We start from the raw sequence: 19,823 nt of genomic DNA, 5'->3' as shown, positions 1-19,823 counted from the left end.
CGATCCGGCCGGTGCCGCGCTCAGGCGGTCTGGCCGACGAGGGCCTGCTGGTCGGCGGCCTGCTCGGCCTGCACCAGCGGGTTGGGCTTGGCGCTCTTGAGCACGACGACCACCGCGGCGGTGACGACGGTGCCGATGGCGACCGCGGCGAGGAACCCGAGCGGGTTCCCGATGAGCGGCAGCACCCAGATGCCGCCGTGCGGGGCGCGCAGCGTCGAGCCGAACGCCATGACGAGCCCGCCCGTGACGGACGACCCGACCACGGACGACACGATCACGCGCCACGGGTCGGCGGCGGCGAACGGGATCGCGCCCTCGGAGATGAACGAGGCCCCGAGCAGCCACGCGGCCTTGCCGTTCTCCTGCTCGGCGTGCGTGAACAGCTTCTTGCGCACGACGGTCGCGAGCGCCATCGCGAGGGGCGCGACCATGCCGGCGGCCATGACGGCGGCCATGACCTTGTACTGGGTGGCACCGGCCTCGAGGCCCTCGGTGGCCAGGCCCGTGACCGCGAAGGTGTACGCGACCTTGTTGATCGGACCGCCGAGGTCGAAGCCCATCATGGCGCCGAGCAGCAGGCCGAGGAGCACGAGGTTGGAGCCGGACAGGCCGTTGAGCCAGCTGCTGAGCCCGTCCATGAGGCTCGCGATGGGGCGGCCGATGACGACGAACATCACGAGCCCGACGACGAACGACGACAGCAGCGGGATCACCACGACGGGCATCACGCCGCGCACGCCCTTCGGGACCTTCCAGCGGGAGATCCACAGCGCCACGAACCCGGCGAGGAAGCCGGTCACGAGACCGCCGAGGAAGCCGGCGCCGACGGTGACGGACACCGCGCCCCCGACGAACCCGGGCACGAGGCCGGGCCGGTCGGCGATCGCGTAGGCGATGAAGCCGGACAGCACGGGGACGAGGAACCCGAAGGCCACCCCGCCGGTGCGGAACAGCAGCACCGCCCAGTCCTGCAGCGAGACGACGTTGAACGACGTCATGAGGTCCTCGACGGGCACCTGCGTGACGAGGACGACGCCCTCCTCGCCCCACGCGACCTGCGCGAGCATGAACGACAGGGCGATGAGGATCCCGCCCGCGGCGACGAACGGGATCATGTACGACACGCCCGTCATGAGCCACTGCCGGATGCGCGTGCCGGCGCCGGCGCCGGAGTCGACCTTGGTCGCGGGGCCGGTGCCGGGTGCGTGCGCGGTGGCGGCGGGGGCGGGCACGCCCGACGCGACGGCCGCGACGGCGGCCGCGATGACGCCGGGGGCGTCGTGCACGGCCTTCTTCACGCCGACGTCGACGAACGGCTTGCCGGCGAACCGGTCCTTGTCCTTGACCTCGAGGTCGGCGGCGTAGATCACGCCGTCGGCGTCGGCGATGACGCGCGGGTCGAGCGGCATCGAGCCGGCGGCACCCTGCGTCTCGACGGCGACCTCGTGGCCGGCGGCGCGGCCGGCCTGCTCGAGCGCCTCGGCGGCCATGTACGTGTGCGCGATCCCCGTGGGGCACGAGGTGACGGCGACGAGCTTCATGCGGGCACGACCTCTCGGGTGACGATCTCGGCGACGGTCGCGGCGTCCGGTGCGTCCTTGAGGGACGTCCGGAACGACTCGTGCACGAGGCGCCGCGCGAGCGCGGCGAGGATCTGCAGGTGGGCGCTGTCCCCCGAGTCGGGGGCGGCGATGAGGAAGACGAGCGTCGCGGGCCCGTCCGGGGCGCCGAAGTCGACGCCCGCGGGCACCTTGCCGACCGCGAGGCTCGGCACGGTGACGTGCGCGGAGCGCGCGTGCGGCAGGCCGATGCCGCCGGGCATGCCGGTCGCCATCTGCGCCTCGCGGGCACGCACGTCGGCGTGGAACCCGTCGGCGTCGGTGACACGGCCGGCGGCGGCCAGCAGGTCGATGAGCTGACGGGTCGCGTCGTCGCGGTCCGTCGCGACGAGGTCGACGGCGACCAGGTCGGCGGTGATGAGGGGGGTGGTCACGTCACAGCTCCTTCAGCGCGGTGCGGGGGTCGGGGTCCTCGACGACTCGGACGTCGTCGAGCTGGATCTGGTCGGGCAGGGGCACCTCGGTGCCCGGCAGGAGGACGGCGGCACGGCCGAAGGCGACGGCCCGGCGCAGGCGCTCACCCGCGTCGCCGTCGCCCGCGAGGAAGCCCGCGAGCGTCGAGTCGCCCGCACCGACGGTGGACTGCGGCACGAGACACGGGCCGCCCGCCCACCAGGAGCGCTGCGCGGACACGAGCAGCGCACCGTGCGCACCGAGGCTCACGAGCACCGCGCGGGTCCCGGCGGCGACGACCTCGCGTGCGGCCTCGACGACGTCGCCGACGGTCACGAGCTCGCGCCCGACGAGCTCGGCGAGCTCCTCGTCGTTGGGCTTGACGAGCGCGAGGCCGCCCGAGCGAACGGCCCGCGTCAGCGGCAGGCCCGACGTGTCGAGCGCGAACGGCACCGCGTGGCGTGCGGCGAGGCCCGCGACGCGGACGAAGAAGCACTCGGGTGCGCCGAGCGGCAGCGAGCCGGCGCTGACCAGCGCGGCGGGCTGCAGGGCCAGCTGCTGCTCGACGGCGGCAAGGAGCGCCTCGACCTCGTCCTCGGTGAGCGCCGGGCCGGGCGCGTTGACCTTGGTCGTCGTCCCGCCGCGCTCGACGAGCGTGAGGTTGGTGCGCGTGTCCTCGGCGACGGGCACGGGCAGGGCGGGCACGCCCTGCTCGCCCAGCAGCTCGGTGAGCCGCGCGCCGTCGGCGCCGCCGACGGGCAGGACCGCGAGCGTGGGCACGCCGTGCGCGACGAGCACGCGCGAGACGTTGATGCCCTTGCCGCCGGGGTGGACCCAGGCAGCCTCGGCCCGGTTGACGCCGCCGACCTCGAGCCGGTCGACCTCCAGCGCCCGGTCGAGGCTGGGGTTCGGGGTGAGCGTGAGGATCATGCGCGCACCACCCGGGTGCCGGCGGCCTCGATCTCGTCGACGAGCTCGGGCTCCGCGCCGGTGTCGGTGACGACCGTGTCGACGTCGGCGAGCGGGACGACGTGCGCGAAGTCCACGCGGCCGAGCTTGGTGTGGTCCGCGAGCACGACGGTGCGCCGCGCGCTGCGCACGAGCGCGCGCTTGACGGCCGCCTCGGCGAGGTCGGGCGTCGTGAGCCCGTGCTCGACCGACAGCCCGTTGGTGCCGACGAACGCGACGTCGGCGTGGATGTCGGCGAGGGCGCGTACGGCCCACGACCCGACGGCCGCGAGCGTGCGGCCGCGGACGGTGCCGCCGACGAGGTGCAGCGTGATGCCGGGGCGCGGCGCCAGGACGGTCGCGACGGGGAGCGCGTGCGTGACGACCGTGAGCTCGCGGTCCGACGGCAGCAGCTCGGCGAGCCGGACCGTCGTCGTGCCCGCGTCGAGGATGACGGCGCCACCGTCGGGCAGCTCGTCGAGCGCGGCCTTGGCGATCCGCTCCTTCTCCCCCGCGAGCACGCCCTCGCGGTCCGCGATGCCGGGCTCGAACCCGAGGCGCTCGACGGGGATCGCGCCGCCGTGCACGCGACGCACGAGCCCGTGCCGCTCGAGGGCGGTCAGGTCGCGCCGGATCGTCTCCGGGGTGACGTCGAGCTGGTCCGCCAGCGCGGTGACGTCCACACGGCCCTCGGCCCGGGCGCGAGCCAGGATCTGCTGGTGCCGCTCCGGTGCGTACACGCTGCCTCCGTCGTGCCGGACGCCGCTCCCGTAGCGACGTCTGATGCGTCCAGAGTCCTCGCCACACCGTTGCATGTCAAGCCATTCGGGCCCATTCGGGCACAATCAAACGTTGACCTGGACGCTTGTTCCGGGCAGCGGATGCCCGTTTCCCGCCACGACCGGGCCTCTACGGGCAGAGACCGGGCATCGGACCAACCGCAGATGTCCGATCGGGCATCTGTCCGCGCACGGCCGCCGCGGTGTCCCCGGGATGCGACGACGCCCGCCCCGGAGGTCCGGAGCGGGCGTCGTCGGTGAGCCTGTGGCGCGTCGGTGCGACTGGCGTCGGTGCGGCTGGTGTCAGTGCGACTGGTGTCAGTGCGGCTGGTACGGCGAGACCACGACCTCGACCCGCTGGAACTCCTTGAGGTCCGAGTAGCCGGTCGTCGCCATCGCCCGGCGCAGCGCGCCGATGAGGTTGAGCGTGCCGTCCGCCGTGTGGCCGGGGCCGAACAGGATCTCCTGCAGCGAGCCGGCCGTGCCCACCTCGACCCGCTCCCCGCGCGGCAGGTGCGGGTGGTGCGCCTCGGGACCCCAGTGCCAGCCGCGGCCCGGAGCCTCCGTCGCCCGCGCGAGCGCCGCACCCAGCATCACCGCGTCGGCGCCGCACGCGACCGCCTTGACCAGGTCGCCCGAGCGGCCGACCCCGCCGTCCGCGATGACGTGCACGTACCGGCCGCCGGACTCGTCGAGGTAGTCCCGCCGCGCCGCCGCGACGTCCGCCACGGCCGTCGCCATGGGCGCGTGGATGCCCAGCGACACGCGCGTCGTGTGCGCCGCGCCTCCGCCGAACCCGACCAGGACGCCCGCGGCGCCCGTGCGCATGAGGTGCAGCGCCGCCGTGTACGTCGACGCGCCGCCGACGATCACGGGGACGTCGAGCTCGTAGATGAAGCGCTTGAGGTTGAGCGGCTCGGCGCGACCCGAGACGTGCTCGGCCGAGACCGTCGTGCCCCGGATGACGAACAGGTCGACGCCCGCGTCGACGACCGTGCGCCACAGCTCCTGCGTGCGCTGCGGCGACAGCGCGCCCGCGACCGTGACCCCGGCCGCGCGGATCTCCTTGAGGCGCGCGCTCACCAGGTCGGGCTGGATGGGCGCCGCGTAGACCTCTTGCATGCGCGCCGTGGCGCGCGCCGGGTCGAGCGCCGCGATCCCCGCGAGCAGCGGGGTCGGGTCCTCGTAGCGCGTCCACAGGCCCTCGAGGTCGAGCACGCCCAGCCCGCCGGCCTGACCGAGGGCGACCGCCGTCGCGGGGCTCATGACCGAGTCCATGGGCGCCGCGAGCACCGGCAGGTCGAAGTGGTACGCGTCGATCTGCCAGCCGACCGAGACCTCCTCCGGGTCCCGCGTCCGCCGCGACGGGACGACCGCCACGTCGTCGAAGGAGAAGGCCCGCCGTCCGCGCTTCCCGCGCCCGATCTCGATCTCGTTGCTCACCGCACCAGGCTACCGGCGCGGCCACCCGCCCCCGCCCACGGCACGATGGCGGCATGCGGACGTGGCCTCTCGACGTGGACGGACACCGGTTCGAGGTCGGCGAGCGCGCCCCGGGCACCTACGACCTCACGTGGGTGACGGGCCCGAACGACGGGTACGGGTTCACGATCGGGACGAACGACGGCTCACCGGTCCCCCCGGAGAGCCTCGAGAGCGCTGCCCGCGACTTCCTGCGGGACGTCGACCCCGAGACCGGGTACCTGCGCGAGGACTGAGGCGGCACGCCGGTCGTGTCGCTGCGTCGGGGTGTCGGTGGCGGGTGCGATCCTGGCGAAGCGGGCGGCACGACGGGCCCGCCGCCCGGAGGGCCGGTGCCCCGAGGGCGAGCACGACGGACGAAGGACGCGCGATGGGCTGGAACGACGGACCCCTGCTGGGCTTCGACACGGAGACCACGGGGCTCGACGTCGACCGCGACCGGATCGTCACCGCCGCGCTGGTCCGCCGCGACGCCGCAGGCACCCACGTCCGCACGTGGCTGCTGGACCCGGGCGTCGAGATCCCCGAGGCCGCGGCGTCCATCCACGGCGTCAGCACCGAGCACGCGAAGGCGCACGGCGTCGCCCCGAAGGCGGCGCTCGACGAGATCGCGACGGAGCTCGCCGGGGCGTTCCGCGCCGGCGTCCCGGTCGTCGCCTACAACGCCGCGTTCGACCTGTGCCTGCTCGACGCGGAGCTGCGCCGCCACCGGCTGCCCACGCTCCCCGACCGCCTGCTCGGCGCCGCGCGGCCCGTCATCGACCCGCTGGTGCTGGACCGGGCCGTGGACCGCGAGCGTGAGGGCAAGCGCAAGCTGGTCGACCTGTGCGGCGTCTACGAGGTCGTCGAGTCGGGGGACCTGCACAACGCGGACGTCGACGTCGTCGCGACGCTCGACGTGCTGGAGCGGATCGTCGGCCGCTTCCCGCACCTCGCCGACCTGGACCTCGACACGCTGCACGAGTACCAGGTGACCGCGCACCGCGCGTGGGCGGAGAGCTTCAACGCCTGGCGCACCGAGAAGGGGCTCGACGGCCCGGGCGCGGAGCCCACGTGGCCCGCGCGCGAGCCCGTCGGCACGCTCTGGTAGCACGCCCTCGGCCGCCGCGCACGGGGACGACGACGCCCGGGCACCCGCTCGGGGGTCCCGGGCGGCGCGGCAGTCAGCGCGAGCTGTAGTTCGGCGCCTCGACCGTCATCTGGATGTCGTGCGGGTGGGACTCCTTGAGCCCCGCCGGGGTGATCCGCACGAACTGCCCCTTCGCCTGCAGCTCGGGGATCGTGTGCGCACCGACGTAGAACATCGACTGGTGCAGCCCGCCGATGAGCTGGTGCGCGACCGCCGCGAGCGGGCCACGGTAGGGCACCTGGCCCTCGATGCCCTCGGGGACGATCTTCTCGTCGGTCGTGACGTCGGCCTGGAAGTAGCGGTCCTTCGAGTACGAGACGCGTCCGCGGGAGGCCATGGCGCCGAGCGACCCCATGCCGCGGTAGTGCTTGTACTGCTTGCCGTTGACGAACACGAGCTCGCCCGGGGACTCGTCGCACCCCGCGAGCAGCGAGCCGAGCATCACCGTGTCCGCGCCCGCGACGAGCGCCTTCGCGATGTCGCCCGAGTACTGCAGGCCGCCGTCGCCGATGACCGGCACCCCCGCGGGCTTGCACGCCTGCGCGGCGTCGTAGATCGCGGTGACCTGCGGCACGCCGACGCCGGCGACGACGCGCGTCGTGCAGATCGAGCCCGGGCCGACGCCGACCTTGACCGCGTCCACGCCCGACTCGACGAGCGCGAGCGCGCCGGCCGTCGTCGCGACGTTGCCGCCGATGACCTGGACGCCGCGCGTCGCGGGGTCCGACTTGAGCTTGCGGACCATGTCGAGCATGAGACGTGCGTGCCCGTTGGCCGTGTCGACCACGAGCACGTCGGCGCCTGCCTCGACGAGGGCCGTCGCACGCTCCCACGCGTCGCCGAAGAAGCCGATCGCGGCACCGACGACCAGGCGCCCGTCGGCGTCCTTCGTCGCGTCCGGGTACTGCTCGGACTTCACGAAGTCCTTGACGGTGATGAGGCCCCGCAGCACGCCGCGCTCGTCGACGAGCGGGAGCTTCTCGATCTTGTGCTTCGCGAGCAGTGCGGCGGCCTCGTCCCGGTCGATCCCGACGGGGGCCGTCACGAGCGGCATCGCGGTCATGACCTCGCGCACGCGGCGCGTCTCGAAGTCGGCCGCGGGGACGAACCGCAGGTCGCGGTTGGTGATGATGCCGAGCAGGCGCCGGTCGTCGTCGACGACGGGCAGGCCCGACACGCGGTAGGTGCCGCACAGGCGGTCGAGCTCGGCGAGCGTCGCGTCGGGCGAGACCGTCACGGGGTCGCTCACCATGCCCGACTCGGAGCGCTTGACCCGGTCGACCTGGTGGGCCTGGTCCGCGATGGACAGGTTGCGGTGCAGGATCCCGACGCCGCCCTGCCGGGCCATCGCGATCGCCATGCGGGACTCGGTCACGGTGTCCATCGCGGCCGACAGCAGCGGCACGCGCACCGAGATCTCGCGGGTGAGCCGCGACGTCGTGTCGACCTGGCTCGGGATGACGTCCGTCTCCCCGGGGAGCAGCAGGACGTCGTCGTACGTGAGTCCGACCCGCGCGAAGGGGTCGTTCGCCGAGGGGGTGCCCGTCATCCCGCAAGGATACGTCCGCACGGACCCACCCCCGGGCGCGCGGTCCGCCCGCCGGACGGCGTCCCGGGCGCACCGCGCACGGCCCGCCGGCCCCGCCCGCCCCGGCCAGCCGCGGCACCGCTCCGCGGGCCCGAGGCCGGCGCCGGCGGCCGGAGGTCAGCGGATGAGTCCCCGGCGCAGGCCGATCGCGACCGCCTGTGCGCGGTCCTTGGCGCCGAGCTTGCGGAACAGCCGGCGCGCGTGCGTCTTGACGGTGTCCTCCGAGAGGAACAGCTCCGCCCCGATCTGCGCGTTGGACCGGCCGTTGCTCATGCCGATGAGCACCTCGATCTCGCGCTTGGTCAGCGGCGCCGGGCCCGGCTCGGGGGGCCGCACCGTCGCCGTCGACCGCGGTCGCCGTGGCACCGCGCACGCCCTCGGGCGCCGGGCCGCCGATCGGCGTCGGCACGTCGACCGCCGGGCGCTGACCGCCCTGGACGGGGAGCACCGCGCTGGCCAGCACGTGCGCCGCGACCGCGGACAGCTCGGCCCGGCCGACGTCCGGGGCGAGGAAGCCCCGCGCACCGAGCGACAGCGCACGGTCGAGCGCGACCGAGTCGTCGGGGTTGGCCAGCAGCACGATCGCCGCCGAGGGTGCGACGGCCCGCAGCCGCCGGATCGCCTCGGACGCACCGGGCACCGGCAGGTGCGCGTCGAGGAGCACGACCGTCGGCGGGACCCGCCGCGCGAGCGTGACGAGCTCGTCGACCGAGGCCGCCGCACGCACGGGCGTGAGGGCAGGCACCCCGATCGAGGTCACCACCAGGCGCTCACGGATCACCGCTGAGCCGTGACAGACCACGACTCCCGCCATCGTTCCTCCAGTTGCCAGTTGCCGAACCGTTGTCGGACGTCCGTCGGCTCCGACGGATGTGGCGCGGCCCCCGCCGACCTGTCCGCGACCCGGACGTCCTGATGTCACGGGTATCGGTCGACGCGCACGCAGACGTTAGCCCTCTCGGGCCACCTGGCGCCTCCCCGTGCCCCGTTTTCTCCCGCCGCGGGGGCTCCTGGCGTGGATTGTCGCTCGGCCGGTCGGGCGACGGCCGGGCGGCCCCGAGGTGCGTCCGGACGGGTCATGCGCGGCGACCGCGGGGGCCTCAGCGGGCGGTGGGTCGCGCGACCGCGAGGACCTCGTGCAGGAGCCCGGTGAACGTCCGCGCGCGGTGCACGTGGCGCGCCACGGGGACGTGCTCGTGCGCGGTGTCGGGGAGCATGACGAACTGCGGCACGTCGGGGTGGTCCTTCGCGAGGCGCTCGACGACGCTCAGGTCCGGGTCGGGGCGCCGCCCGACCGTCACCACGGCCCGCGCACGCGTCATCGCGACGAGCTCGGCGGCGTGGTGCCCGCCGACGGGTCCGCCGACCATGCGCGCGTCGACGCCGTGCTCGACGAGCGCGGCTGCGAGCGCGTGCACGACGAGGGGACGGTCCTCGCCCGCCGGGACGAGCACGAGCACGACGGGGCTGCTCGGGTGGGGCGAGGCCGCGGTCGCGGCCCGCAGCGCAGCGGACGCGGCGGCGCGCACCGTGAGCGGCGCGTCGACGCCGGGGCGGTCGACGACCGTCTGCCGCGCGAGCCGGGCGAGCGCGGGCTCGACGAGCTCCGTCCACCAGCGCGCGGCCGAGCCCGGCGCGGTCCCGAGGGCGAGCAGCCGCGCGCAGCGCTCGGCGTCGCCCGCGAGCGCGGCGTCGACGACCGCGGTGGGGCTGGCGTCGGGGTGCGGGGCACGCGGGTGCGGCACGGTGTCGACCGTGCTGCCGCGGCCCGGGGTGTCGACGTCGGTCGCGAGCGCGATGCGGGCGGCCTCGCCGGGGGCGACGCCGTCGAGCGTGAGCCGGCGCATGACGAGCAGGCGCTCGACGTCGGTCGCGCTGTAGCGGCGGTGGGCGCCGGCGGCGTGCTCGGACGGCCCGAGGCCGTAGCGCCGGTCCCACGTGCGCAGCGTCGCGGGCGCGACGCCGAGGCGCTTGGCCACGGCGGCGACGGCCAGGGCGGGCGCGGCCGTCCCGGTCGCGCCCGTCGCGGGCGTCGAGCCGTCCTCGTCGGCGGGCATGACGCGATTGTGCCAGCCCGTCGGGGCGTCCTCGACGGACGACGGGCCGGATCGCGTCGCGCGTCGGCGCGGCGACCAGCACAGGCGTCCAGAACCGCTTCATCACACGATCGTGCGAAGCGGTCTTGAACAACTTCTGGCGCGGTTGTACTGTTTCGCTTCATCGCACCACCCGCACCACCGTGCGGGGCTGCCTGACAACCGAGCCACCGAGCGCGACCGCCTCGCGGGACCGCGGACTCGGTACGACTGAGGAGGACGCATGGCGGAGATCTCGCGGTTGCCCGGACCGGTGATGGACCTGTGGGAGTGGCAGTTCGAGGGAGCCTGCCGCGACGCCGACCAGGACCTGTTCTTCCACCCGGAGGGTGAGCGGGGGTCGGCACGACGCCGGCGCGCCGAGGCCGCGAAGGCCATCTGCGCGACGTGCCCGGTGCTCAAGGAGTGCCGCGAGCAGTCGCTCGCGGTGCGCGAGCCGTACGGCGTGTGGGGCGGCCTGTCCGAGGACGAGCGGGCCGCGATCCTCGCGCAGCGCAACGGTCGCCGCGCCGTCGTCTGACGCTCGCCTCGCACGAGCCGGAGAGGCCCGTCCCGCGCACGCGGGGCGGGCCTCTCCCCTGTCCGCACCGGGCGCGGCGGCCGTCGCCCGCGCTGCACCGCCGACCGGGCCCCGAGGACGACGACGGCCCCCCGACCGCTCCCGCAGGAGGGTCGAGGGGCCGCGGAGGGTGCGCCGCCGGACGTCACGGACGCACGACGGGCACCCCGGACGTCACTTGACGACGACCGCGAGGATGTCGCGCGCCGAGAGGATGAGGTACTCCTCGCCGGCGTACTTCACCTCGGTGCCGCCGTACTTCGAGTAGATGACCTTGTCGCCGACGGCCACGTCGAGCGGGACGCGGTTGCCGTTGTCGTCGACACGGCCCGGGCCGACCGCGAGGACCTCGCCCTCCTGGGGCTTCTCCTTCGCGCTGTCCGGGATGACGAGACCCGAGGCCGTCGTCGTCTCCGCGTCGAGCGTCTTGACGACGATCCGGTCCTCGAGGGGCTTGATGGAGACCGACACAGCGGACCTCCCCTTCGCATGTGAGTAGTTCCGAGCAGTCCGAGCGCGCCGGCTCACGTCGTCGCGGGTGCCGTGACCAGGTGCGCAGCTGGCACACTCACCGGGAGAGTGCCAGCTCCTCACTCTAGGAAGGCGTTAGCACTCGGTCAAGGCGAGTGCCAACGACCCGCCGGGGCGCGGCCGCGGGACGGCGGTCCGGGCGCTCGGTGGGCTCCCGCACGGCGTGCGAGGATCGCCCGCATGGACGCCGCCGGCCTCACCGCACTGCTCAGCCCCCAGGGCTGGGCCCTGCTCTCGGCGCTCCCGCCCTACGACGAGCACCGCGCCATGGCGCTCTCGGAGCGCCTGCACGCCGAGGGCATCGACCCCGGCCTCGTCGCGGCCGCGCTCACGCAGTCGCGCCTGCGGTCGCGCGCCCGGGCGAAGCTCGGCGACTTCGCCGACGGCATGCTGTTCACCGCCGCGGGGCTCGAGCAGGCGACGCGCCTGACGGTCGCCGCGCACCACGCCCGCCGGTACCGCGACGCGGGCACCACGCGGGTCGCCGACCTGACGTGCGGCATCGGCGCCGACTCGCTCGCCTTCGCCGGCGTCGGCCTCGCGGTGCTCGCGACCGACGTCGACGAGGCGACCGCCGCGATCGCCACCGTCAACCTGCGGCACTTCCCCGACACCCACGTCCGGCACGGCGACGGCCTCGCGCTCGACCTGCGGGCCGAGGGCGTCGACGGCGTCTACGCCGACCCCGCACGGCGCACCTCCGCGGGCAGCCGCGTCTTCGACCCCGCCGCGTACGCGCCGCCGCTCGACGCGGTGCTCGCGCTGCGGGACCAGGTCCCCGCGCTCGGGCTCAAGCTCGGGCCGGGCGTGCCGCACTCCGCGCTCCCCCGCGACGCGCAGGCGCAGTGGGTCTCCGTGGACGGGGACGTCGTCGAGGTGGGCCTGTGGTTCGGCCCCTGGCACCCGAGGGCCCCGGCCGCTCGGCGCTCGTGCTGACCGACGGCGGTGCGCACACGCTGCACGCCGGGCCCGACGGTCCCGCGGTCGTCCCCGCCGGGCCGGTGGGCGCCTACCTGTACGAGCCCGACGGGGCCGTCATCCGCGCCGGGCTCGTCGGCGACGTCGCGCAGCGCGTGCACGGCACGCTCGTGGACACCACGATCGCCTACGTGACGTCCGACGAGCTGCACGACGAGCCGGTGGCGACCGCCTACCGCGTGCTCGACACCCTCCCGTTCGGCCTCAAGCGGCTGCGCACCTACCTGCGCGAGCGCGGCGTCGGCCGGCTCACGATCAAGAAGCGCGGCACGGCCGTGGTGCCCGAGCAGCTCCGCAGGCAGCTCGACCTGCGCGGCGACGCCGAGGCGACCGTCGTGCTCACCCGCGTCGCGGGACACCAGCAGGTGCTGGTCGTGGAGCGCGTCTGATGGCGGCCCCGGTCACGCTGCCGTTCGCCCGCTCCGAGCGCTCCACGGTCGGGCTGGAGTGGGAGGTCGCGCTCGTCGACGCCGACTCCGGCGACCTGCGGCAGGCGGCGCAGTCGATCTTCGACGCGGTGCGCCCGGCGGACGGGAGCGACCACCCGTCCATCAAGCAGGAGCTGCTGCTCAACACCGTCGAGGTGTCCTCCGGGGTGTGCCGCACCGTCGGGCAGGCCGGCGAGGACCTGCGGCGGGCCCTCGACGAGGTCGCCGCCGCCGCGGAGCCGCTGCGCATCCAGCTCATGGGCGGCGGGACGCACCCGTTCGCGAACTGGGCGCAGCAGAAGGTCTCCGACAAGCAGCGGTACGCGACGCTCATCGACCGGACGCAGTGGTGGGGCCGGCAGATGCTCATCTTCGGCGTGCACGTGCACGTCGGCATCGAGGACCGCGACAAGGTGCTGCCGCTGTCGCGCGCGATGCTCACGGTGTTCCCGCACCTGCAGTCCCTGTCGGCGTCGTCCCCGTTCTGGGGCGGCAAGGACACGGGCTACGCGTCGAACCGTGCGCTGCTGTTCCAGCAGCTGCCGACCGCGGGGCTGCCGTTCGGCTTCGCGCGGTGGGAGGAGCTCGAGCAGTACGTCGGCGACATGCTGCACACCGGCGTCATCGACCAGTTCGACGAGGTCCGGTGGGACATCCGGCCCGCGCCACGGTTCGGGACGCTCGAGATGCGGATCGCCGACGGCGCGACCAACCTGCTCGAGGTCACCGCGATCTCGGCCCTCACGCACTGCCTCGTGGAGCACTTCTCGACGATGCTCGACCGCGGCGAGACCCTGCCGACCATGCCGCCGTGGTTCGCGCAGGAGAACAAGTGGCGCTCGGCCCGGTACGGCATGGACGCGATCATCATCACGAACGCCGCGGGTGACGAGGAGCTCGTCACGGACGCGGTCTCCCGGTGGCTCGTGGAGCTCGCGCCCGTCGCGGAGCGGCTCGGCTGCAGCGAGGAGCTCGACCAGGTGCGTGTCGTGCTGCGCCGCGGCGCGTCCTACCAGCGGCAGCGCGCGGTGGCGCGGCGCAACGCGGGCGAGCTCGACGCCGTCGTCCGCTCGCTCGTCGCGGAGATGGCGGCGGGCCGGCCCCTCTGACGCCTGGGCACGGGCGGCGCGGGCACACGTGCTCGCGCGGGCACGGCACGGCACGGCACGAGCGCACCCGGCGCCGACGCACGCCGCGGGGGCCGCTCCGGAGCTGCTCCGGTGCGACCCCCGCGGCCGGTCGGTCAGGCGCGGCGCTCGCGGCGGTAGAGCGAGCGCGCCCACACGTAGCCGGCGACGCCCAGCACGGCGCACCAGGCCAGCGCCTGCACGACGACGGCCCCCTCCAGGCCCTCGCCGCCCGCGAGCAGCCCGCGGACCGTCTCGATGATCGGCGTGAACGGCTGGTGCTCGGCGAACCAGCGCACCGCCGTCGGCATCGTCTCGACCGGCACGAAGCCGCTGCCGAGGAACGGCAGGATCAGCAGGATCAGCGGCGCGTTGCTCGCCGTCTCGACGCTGCGCGCGTTCAGGCCCAGCGCGACGCACAGCCAGTTGAGCGCGAGCCCGACGGCGGACAGGACGCCGAGCAGGGCCAGCCAGTCCAGCGCGTCGGCCTCGGGCCGGTAGCCCATGGCGACGGCCGCGCCGAGCACGAGCGCCACCGCGACCAGCGCCTGCAGCAGGAACCCGACGACCTGGCCCGAGAGCACCGACCCCGGCGCGATCGGCATGGTGCGGAACCGCGCCATGATGCCGCCCGCGGCGTCCATGGCCGCGCTCGTCGCCACCGACGTCGCGCCGCCGACCACCGTGAGGACCAGCAGGCTCGGCGCGATGTAGTCCAGGTACGCGGCGCGGCCGTCCGCGCCGGGCTCGACGCCCGGCGCGACGCCGGCCCCGAACGCCCCGCCGAAGACGTACACGAACAGCACGAGCATGAGGATCGGGCCGAGGACGAGGAAGACCGTCAGCCCCGGGTAGCGCACGGCCCGCAGCAGGCTGCGGCCGACCATCGTGGCGACGTCGGCCACCGGGCGCGGGCGGGCGGTCGCGGGCAGGGTCGTGGCGACGGCGGTCATCGGACGGTCTCCTCGTCGGTCGAGACGGTGCCCGTGCGGGCGCCGGTGCGGGTGTCGGGATCGGGGTCGGTGTCGGAGGGCGGCGCGGTGAGCGCGAGGAACACCTCGTCGAGCGAGCCGGCGTCGTGCACCTGCTTGAGCTCGGCCGGCGTGCCCTGCGCGACGACCCGCCCCTGGTGCAGGACCGCGACGGAGTCGGCGAGCTGGTCGGCCTCCTCCAGGTACTGCGTGGTGAGCAGGATCGTGGTGCCCGCGGCGACCAGCGCCCGCACCTCGTCCCACAGCGCTCGCCGGCTGCGCGGGTCGAGCCCTGTCGTCGGCTCGTCGAGGAAGACCACGGACGGTGCGCCCACGAGCGTCAGGGCGAGGTCGAGCTTGCGCTTCATGCCGCCCGAGTACGTCGCGACCGGCTTGCCCGCGGCGTCCGCGAGGTCGAAGCGCTCGAGCAGCTCGGTGGTCCGGCGCTGCCCCTCGGCACGTCCCAGGTGGTGCAGCCGCGCCATGAGACGCAGGTTCTCGGCGCCCGTGAGCAGGTCGTCGACGGCCGTGATCTGGCCCGTCACGCCGATCGACGCGCGCACCGCGTCGGCCTCGCGCACCACGTCGTACCCGGCGACGCGGACGACGCCGGCGTCGGCGCGCAGGAGCGTCGACAGGATGCCGACGGTCGTGGTCTTGCCCGCGCCGTTCGGGCCGAGCAGCGCGGTGACGGTCCCGGCCGGCACGACGAGGTCGACGTCGTCGAGCACGACCTGCTCGCCGGACGACGAGCGGTAGGTCTTGCGCAGGCCGGCGATCTCGATCGCCGGCCTGGCGAGGGTGGTGGGCATGGGAGCTCCTTCGGTGGCGGTGGGTGGTGTGCCGTGGCGCGGCCCGGTCAGAGGCTCCGGGCCGTGATGTCGCCGAGGCTCGTGGTGGCGGTGACGGCGAGCTGCGGCGTGCCGTCCGTGCGCAGCGCGTCGCTCACGCGCCCGAGGGCTGTGCCCGCGTCGAGCGTCGCGGCGACGCCGGCCGCGGCGGTCACGTCGATGTCGCCCATCTGCGTGCTGAGCACGACCCGCCCGCCGTGGGCCTCGGAGACCCGGACGTCGCCCTTGGTCGTGGCGATCTCGGCGGGACCGGCCAGGCGGCCGACCACGACGTCGCCCGCGGCCGCGGTGATCCGCGCGGTGGCGACCTCGTCGAGGGTCACCGCGCCGTAGGAGCCCGCGACCGTGACGTCGCCGAGCCGCCCGACGGCCTGGGTCTGGGCGCTGCCGTCCACACGGACGTCCGAGCCGGCAGGCAGGTGCACGGTCACGTCGACCTGCCCGGACGGACCGAGCAGCTCGTGCCGGACCGGCGTCGTGATGCGCAGGACGCCCTCACGCAGCTCGACGTCGGTGCGTTCGGCGGCGGCGGTGTCCCGTCGGCGGGACGGGTCGGTCGGGCGCAGCTCGACGGTCGTGTCGGTGCGCGGTCCGGCGACGAGCCGCACGCGACCGGCGGGGACGTCGACGGCGACGGACAGCGGGTGCGGCGTGGCGAAGGTGTGCACGGTGTCTCCTCGGTCTGCGGTGCGGGTCGGTGTGTTTCCGATGTGCGAAACGCTACGTAGCGTTTCCTAGGCACGCAACATCCTTGTTGCATCGGAACGCCGTTACCGCAGGTCAGCCGGACCTTTTCGTTGCACCAGGCCACCACGCAATGCAACACGCCTCGGCGCACCGCGTTGCATTGGGTGTCCGAGAACGCTACTGTCGCCCCCAGCGACGAAGGAGGACCGCATGCCCGGGGGCCGGCTCACGCAGCCCGAGCGCCAGCAGATCGCGCTGGGGCTCTCTGACGACCTGACGTACGCCGAGATCGCCCGGCGGCTCGACCGCCCGACCTCGACCGTCACGCGCGAGGTCCTGCGCAACGGCGGCCCCGGCTCCTACCGCGCCGACCTGGCGCAGCGCGCGGCCGCGCGTCGCGCGCGCCGCCGTCCCGCCACGGCACCCGCTGCGCCGTCACCCGCGCGGTCGGGCGACGCGCACGCGCTGCGCGAGTTCGAGGAGTGGTTCACGACGCTGCTCATGCAGTCCGGCCTGCCGCGCACCCCCGCGGGCGTGCTCATGTGCCTGTACCTCAGCAACGACTCGGGACTCACCGCCGCGGATCTCGTGCAGCGACTCGGCGTGAGCCCGTCGGCGGTCTCCAAGGCGATCGCCGGGCTCGAGACGCACGGCCTGGTCCTGCGCGAGCGCGTCGCGGGCCGCCGCGAGCGCTACGTGGCCGACGGGGACGTCTGGTTCCGCTCGCTCCTCACGGCGGCCCGGACCAACGCCGACCTCGCCGAGGCGTCCCGCCAGGGCGCCCAGCTGGTCGGGCCCGACACACCCGCCGGGATGCGCCTCGCCAGCATGGCGCGGTTCATGGACCTGGTCAGCGACAGCATCCTGCGCGCGGCGGCGGACGCGCGGGTGATGCTCGAGACCGAGGCCCCCGACGCCCCGGCCGGCGCGGCGTCGGCCTGACCGCCGACCCCCAGGGCGACCAGGGCCCGTGCGGTCACCCCGCGGGGGTCACGAGCACGTCGTCCCAGCGCACGGTCACGGGCCCGGTGGTCGCGGACGACGACAGGTAGGACATGAGCCGCACGGAGCCGGCGGCCTGCAGCGCCGCGGTGCCGTCGGTCGCGGCGTACTGCCACGTCGACGGCTCCGGGCTGCCCTCGAGCCACGCACGTGCACGGACCGTCGTCGGCGCCGTCCCCTGCACCTGGACGCGGACCCGCAGCCGTGCGCCGGGCGTCAGGACCACCCCGGGCAGGGTGCCTCCCGTGAGCACCGTGCCGGTCCGCTCCGTGTGCAGCTGCACGGCACCCGTCGTGAGCACCTTGACCCGCGCACCGAGGTCCGCGCCGCCGACGACCCGGCCGGACAGCGTCGCGTACAGCGGCCCGTCGGGGACGGAGGCCAGGGCGAGGCTCGCCGTGAGGTCGGTGGACGTGCCGGACACCGCGCCGAGCCCGGCGGTGAGCGTGGCACCCGCCGGGACCTGCATGGCGCCCGCGCCCGCCGCGACCGAGAAGCGCGACGCGCCGCCCGCGACGGTCCAGGGCCCGCCCGTCGCCGCCGCGCCCCAGCCACCGGTCACGGTCCGGTCGAACGGGTCGGCCGCGAGCACGCCGACCGGGGGCGGGGCGCTCACGGTCACGGCCCGCGCCGTGGACGCGACGGCCCCGTCGTCGTCGGTGACCGTCAGCGTGACGGTGTAGGTGCCCGCCGCCGCGTAGGTGCGTGCGGCTGTCGTGCCGGACGCGGTGGCGCCGTCGCCGAACGCCCACGACCGCGCGACGACGATGCCGTCCGGGTCGCTCGAGCCGGACGCGTCGACGGCCACCGTGAGCCCGTCCGTCGCGACCGTGAACGACGCGACGGGCGGCTGGTTCACGGGTGGGGGCGGCGGGGGCGCCGCCCCGATGCGGGTCGCGAGCAGGTCGTCCCAGCGGACCGTGAGCGCCCCGCCCGTGGTGGTCGAGCTCACGTAGGTCATGAGGCGCACGCCGCCGGCACCCTGGAGGGCCGGGGTCGCGTCGGTCGCGGTGTGCTGCCACGTCGACGGCTCGGGCTGCCCGTCCTCCCACGCGCGCACGCGCACGACCGTCGGGCCGGTCCCCTCGACCTGCACCCGCACGCGCAGCCGCTCGCCCGAGGTCAGCGAGACGCCCGGCAGCGTGCCGCCCGTGAGCACCGTGCCCGAGCGTTCGGTGTGCAGCTGGACGGCGCCCGTCGCGAGCACCTTGAGGCGCGCGCCGTAGTCGCCGGACCCGACGACCCGCCCTGACACGGTCGCGTACAGCGCGTTGCTCGGGATGCGGTCGAGCGCGACGGAGGCTGTCACGTCGGTGGCCGTGGACTGCACCGAGCCCAGCGTCGAGGTGACCGTCCCGCCCGGTGCGGGCGACTGCTGCCCCGTGCCGCCGCCGACCGCGAACCGGCTCGAGCCGCCGCCCACGGACCAGGCGCCGCCGGTGTCGGCACCGCCCCAGCCGCCTGTGAGCGTGCGTCCGAACGTGTCGGCGGCGAGCGGCCCCGGGTCGGGGTCGGGCGGTACGCCCGTCATGGCGTACGGGAGCGTGAAGCTGCTGTCGGCGTCGGTCTCGTACCGGTCGAGCGTCGGCGAGTACGTGGTCGCGCGGATCTCGTCGGCGGCGGGGTCGAACGTGTAGTACCGCAGCCAGCCGTCGCCTCCGCGGGCACGGTCCTGGTAGTCGGTGAGGACCGCGTGCACCGGGTCGCCGCACGCGTTGGTGTCGGTGCGCCGCGCCTCTCCGAGGTCGCCCTCGCTGAAGTGGCCGCTGACGACCAGGAAGACCGAGCACGAGGGCCGCACGAGCTCCTCCCAGATCGCGCGGCCGCTGTTGCCGCCGTCGGCCCGCGCGACCTGCGTCGTCAGGCCGCCCGCGGTGTCGACGTAGGAGTGCGTCGCGACGATCGCACGCCGCTCGGGATACGCGGCGAGCACCCGCCGGCCCCAGTCGAGCGCGTAGTCGGGGGCGTTCATCTCGAGGCTGAGCAGGAGGAAGTCCATGCCGCCCGCGCTGAACAGCGCGAAGCTGTCCATGTTCTGCCGGTCGACGGGGTCGGGCCCGACGACGTGCTGCCCGAGGTGGCCGCCGTAGGACGCGGCGGCGCCGTTCCAGGAGGCGTTCGCGTACCGGCTCGGCGGGAAGTACTGCCGGAACAGGGGCGCGTCGCCCGTCGTGAGGTCCATGTCGTGGTTGCCCGGCAGCACCGCGTTCGGCACGCCCGCGGCGTCGAGCACGGCCATGTGCTGCGACGCCCGCTGCCACTGCACCTCCGCCGTGTCGACCCCGACGAGGTCGCCCACCTGGGAGACGAACGCGATGTCGAGGTCGTCGCGGTGGTCGGCGATCCACTGCGTCTGCACGCCCATCGTGGCCTGGTTCGTCGACGTGCTCACGTAGTTCTGCGTGTCGGGCAGCACGACGAACGTGAACGGCTCGGGGTCGGCGGCGCCGGCGGGTGCGGCCACGAGACCCCCGGCCAGCACGGCACCGACGAGGGCGAGGGTGCCGGCGAGACGACGGCCGTGCCGGCGCGGGCCGGGGACGACCGCGCGCGCGTGCGCGAGGCGACGGGGGTGCTCGGGCCGCTCGTGGCGGGCCGACGCAGGGACGGGCATGGCGGCTCCTGGGTTCCGGTCCAGTGGAACGGGCGCGGCAA

At 75.0% G+C, this 19,823-nt stretch carries 18 protein-coding genes and 1 pseudogene; 6 read left to right on the top strand and 13 right to left on the bottom strand.

Annotated features, from left to right (window positions below; genetic code table 11):
- Window positions 1–20 precede the first annotated feature (20 nt).
- From CELF_RS05440 to CELF_RS05420, 5 genes are all read right to left on the bottom strand, one after another.
- The gene (locus CELF_RS05440) at window positions 21–1,541 is read right to left on the bottom strand and encodes a PTS fructose transporter subunit IIC (protein ID WP_013770241.1); all 1,521 of its coding nucleotides are present in this window, start codon (window positions 1,539–1,541) and stop codon (window positions 21–23) included.
- Window positions 1,538–1,993: a PTS sugar transporter subunit IIA gene (locus CELF_RS05435; RefSeq protein WP_013770240.1), complete on the bottom strand. Its 456-nt coding sequence runs from the start codon at window positions 1,991–1,993 to the stop codon at window positions 1,538–1,540. The genes CELF_RS05440 and CELF_RS05435 overlap by 4 nt, the downstream gene beginning before the upstream one ends.
- Window position 1,994: 1 nt before the next feature.
- The gene (pfkB, locus tag CELF_RS05430; RefSeq protein WP_013770239.1) at window positions 1,995–2,942 is read right to left on the bottom strand and encodes a 1-phosphofructokinase; all 948 of its coding nucleotides are present in this window, start codon (window positions 2,940–2,942) and stop codon (window positions 1,995–1,997) included.
- Complete coding sequence (locus CELF_RS05425) at window positions 2,939–3,700, bottom strand: DeoR/GlpR family DNA-binding transcription regulator (RefSeq protein ID WP_013770238.1); 762 nt, start codon at window positions 3,698–3,700, stop codon at window positions 2,939–2,941. The genes pfkB and CELF_RS05425 overlap by 4 nt, the downstream gene beginning before the upstream one ends.
- Window positions 3,701–4,057: 357 nt before the next feature.
- A complete protein-coding gene (locus CELF_RS05420; RefSeq protein ID WP_013770237.1) occupies window positions 4,058–5,182 on the bottom strand; it encodes a GuaB3 family IMP dehydrogenase-related protein in 1,125 nt (374 codons plus the stop codon).
- 53 nt (window positions 5,183–5,235) lie between these two features.
- Here CELF_RS05420 and CELF_RS05415 point away from each other — a divergent pair, with 53 nt between their 5' ends.
- Window positions 5,236–5,457 carry a hypothetical protein gene (locus CELF_RS05415; protein ID WP_013770236.1) on the top strand — a complete coding sequence of 74 codons (222 nt, stop codon included), beginning with the start codon at window positions 5,236–5,238 and terminating at the stop codon, window positions 5,455–5,457.
- 134 nt (window positions 5,458–5,591) lie between these two features.
- Entirely contained in the window at window positions 5,592–6,311 is a 720-nt protein-coding gene (locus CELF_RS05410; RefSeq protein WP_013770235.1) for an exonuclease domain-containing protein, read from the top strand.
- Between the two features lie 73 nt (window positions 6,312–6,384).
- On the opposite strand, the gene guaB is transcribed toward CELF_RS05410, so the two are convergent.
- From guaB to CELF_RS05395, 3 genes are all read right to left on the bottom strand, one after another.
- Window positions 6,385–7,899 (bottom strand): IMP dehydrogenase, encoded by a 1,515-nt coding sequence (gene guaB / locus CELF_RS05405; RefSeq protein WP_013770234.1) that lies wholly within the window; start codon window positions 7,897–7,899, stop codon window positions 6,385–6,387.
- Between the two features lie 156 nt (window positions 7,900–8,055).
- Window positions 8,056–8,274: a response regulator transcription factor gene (locus CELF_RS21505; RefSeq protein ID WP_269471694.1), complete on the bottom strand. Its 219-nt coding sequence runs from the start codon at window positions 8,272–8,274 to the stop codon at window positions 8,056–8,058.
- 764 nt (window positions 8,275–9,038) lie between these two features.
- Entirely contained in the window at window positions 9,039–9,995 is a 957-nt protein-coding gene (locus CELF_RS05395) for a MerR family transcriptional regulator (RefSeq protein WP_013770233.1), read from the bottom strand.
- Window positions 9,996–10,257: 262 nt separating this feature from the next.
- On the opposite strand from CELF_RS05395, the gene CELF_RS05390 reads away from it, so the two are divergent.
- A complete protein-coding gene (locus CELF_RS05390) occupies window positions 10,258–10,554 on the top strand; it encodes a WhiB family transcriptional regulator (RefSeq protein WP_013770232.1) in 297 nt (98 codons plus the stop codon).
- 213 nt (window positions 10,555–10,767) lie between these two features.
- Here the strand turns inward: CELF_RS05390 and groES are convergent, their stop codons facing one another.
- Entirely contained in the window at window positions 10,768–11,064 is a 297-nt protein-coding gene (gene groES, locus CELF_RS05385) for a co-chaperone GroES (protein ID WP_013770231.1), read from the bottom strand.
- Between the two features lie 240 nt (window positions 11,065–11,304).
- Here groES and CELF_RS05380 point away from each other — a divergent pair.
- Window positions 11,305–12,491, top strand: a pseudogene (locus CELF_RS05380) (class I SAM-dependent methyltransferase).
- A complete protein-coding gene (locus CELF_RS05375) occupies window positions 12,491–13,639 on the top strand; it encodes a glutamate--cysteine ligase (protein WP_013770230.1) in 1,149 nt (382 codons plus the stop codon). Before CELF_RS05380 ends, CELF_RS05375 begins: the two are co-directional and overlap by 1 nt.
- A 134-nt stretch (window positions 13,640–13,773) precedes the next feature.
- Here CELF_RS05375 and CELF_RS05370 read toward each other — a convergent pair whose 3' ends face one another.
- The 3 genes from CELF_RS05370 to CELF_RS05360 are packed head-to-tail and all read right to left on the bottom strand — an operon-like array spanning window position 13,774 to window position 16,147.
- Window positions 13,774–14,610 carry an ABC transporter permease gene (locus tag CELF_RS05370; protein WP_013770229.1) on the bottom strand — a complete coding sequence of 279 codons (837 nt, stop codon included), beginning with the start codon at window positions 14,608–14,610 and terminating at the stop codon, window positions 13,774–13,776.
- Complete coding sequence (locus tag CELF_RS05365; protein WP_013770228.1) at window positions 14,607–15,440, bottom strand: ABC transporter ATP-binding protein; 834 nt, start codon at window positions 15,438–15,440, stop codon at window positions 14,607–14,609. Before CELF_RS05365 ends, CELF_RS05370 begins: the two co-directional genes overlap by 4 nt.
- A 47-nt stretch (window positions 15,441–15,487) precedes the next feature.
- Window positions 15,488–16,147: a DUF4097 family beta strand repeat-containing protein gene (locus CELF_RS05360; RefSeq protein ID WP_013770227.1), complete on the bottom strand. Its 660-nt coding sequence runs from the start codon at window positions 16,145–16,147 to the stop codon at window positions 15,488–15,490.
- Window positions 16,148–16,376: 229 nt separating this feature from the next.
- On the opposite strand from CELF_RS05360, the gene CELF_RS05355 reads away from it, so the two are divergent.
- A complete protein-coding gene (locus tag CELF_RS05355) occupies window positions 16,377–17,108 on the top strand; it encodes a GbsR/MarR family transcriptional regulator (RefSeq protein ID WP_013770226.1) in 732 nt (243 codons plus the stop codon).
- A 34-nt stretch (window positions 17,109–17,142) separates the two neighbouring features.
- Here CELF_RS05355 and CELF_RS19420 read toward each other — a convergent pair whose 3' ends face one another.
- Window positions 17,143–19,782, bottom strand: a complete 2,640-nt coding sequence (locus CELF_RS19420) for a PKD domain-containing protein (protein ID WP_013770225.1) — start codon at window positions 19,780–19,782, stop codon at window positions 17,143–17,145.
- Window positions 19,783–19,823 lie beyond the last annotated feature (41 nt).

This window comes from Cellulomonas fimi ATCC 484 (genome assembly GCF_000212695.1).
Classification (GTDB): Bacteria; Actinomycetota; Actinomycetes; order Actinomycetales; family Cellulomonadaceae; genus Cellulomonas; species Cellulomonas fimi.
Note: the sequence above shows the minus strand (reverse complement) of the source record. Positions and strands in the feature narration are given on the sequence as shown.